General features: G+C 63.9%; 1 protein-coding gene. It reads left to right on the top strand.

Going from position 1 to position 1,309, the window contains the following annotated elements; genetic code table 11:
• Positions 1–65: 65 nt before the first annotated feature.
• Positions 66–1,279 (top strand): IS3 family transposase gene (locus ACYVL2_RS19955; protein WP_460546556.1). Its coding sequence is split into 2 segments (ribosomal slippage): positions 66–360 and positions 360–1,279, totalling 1,215 coding nucleotides; the frame shifts between segments, so codons are not numbered across the junction.
• The last annotated feature ends 30 nt before the right edge of the window (positions 1,280–1,309 follow it).

Raw genomic sequence — 1,309 nt, 5'->3', positions numbered from 1 at the left:
CTCCCCCCTTCATGGGGACACCCTGATCGCTGGGCCGGTAGGCTCGGTTTTGAGGAGAGATCAAGGTGCCGAAGAAATACTCCGATGAGTTCAAAGCCGACGCGGTCGCGGTGTACCTGGAGCATCCGGGTGCGACGTATAAAGAGATCGCCGCTGACCTGGGATTGAACTCTGAGACACTGCGCGGCTGGGTGCAGGCGGCCAGGAAGGCGCCGGTCACAGGCGAGGACGGCTCGCCGGCCGAGGCCGGTCGGGCTGGGCTAGCCTCGCGGACCGTGCGAGATGAAGAGGTTCGACAGCTCAAAGCGCAGCTGCGTAAGGTCACCGAGGAACGCGACATTCTGCGGAAGGCAGCCGCTGTTTTTCTCCGAGCGACGGACTGAGCAAGCGGTACCAGTTCGTCGCGGATGCGGCCGAGTCCGAAGACTGGCCGGTCACCCGCTTGTGTGAAGTCCTCGGATTGACCAGGTCGAAGTACTACCAGTGGCGGCAGGGCAAGGATGCTCGACGCGCGCGCAAGGAGGCCGATGCCGAGCTGTTCGCGCTCATCGAGGCCCTCTGGCGCGAGTCCAGGGAGTCCTACGGGTCGCCCAGGATCACCGTCGAACTGCGCGAGGTCCATGACCGGTGCGTCAACGAGAAGCGCGTGGCGCGCCTGATGCGTGAGGGCGGCATCGAGGGGAAGTCCTGGAAGCCGAAGCGACCGGTCACGACCGTCGCGGACCCCGACGCCGCCGCCGTGCCCGACCGCATCGGCCGCGACTTCACCGCCGAGGCCCTCGGCCAGCGGTACGTCGGCGATATAACGTACCTGCCGATCGCCTGCGGCGAGTTCCTGTATCTCGCAACGGTGATTGATCTATGCAGCCGCCGGGTGGTCGGGTGGTCGATCGCTGATCACATGCGCACTGACCTGATCCAGGCCGCGATGGAGGACGCCCGGGGCCACCGCGGTTCGCTGGAAGGATCGATATTCCACAGCGACAACGGCAGTCAATATACTTCGCTCCAGTTTGCACAGTACTGCGACCGGTACGGGGTACTCCGCTCGCGCGGGAAGGTGGGCACCAGCGCCGACAACGCCCTCGCCGAGGCCTTCCACGCCTCACTCAAGCGAGAAGTGTTGGGCAGCAACGGGAAGTTCGCAGATAAGGTCACCGCCCGCGCCGAGGTGTTCTCCTGGCTGAACTGGTACAACCTCAGAAGGCGTCACTCATCACTTCAGTACCGGTCCCCGATCGAGTACGAACGACTACTGCATACACTTCAGACAACGTGAAATCGTGTCCCCATTCTTGGGGGAACTCCC

The organism is Glycomyces halotolerans, from assembly GCF_054779575.1.
Note: the sequence above shows the minus strand (reverse complement) of the source record. Positions and strands in the feature narration are given on the sequence as shown.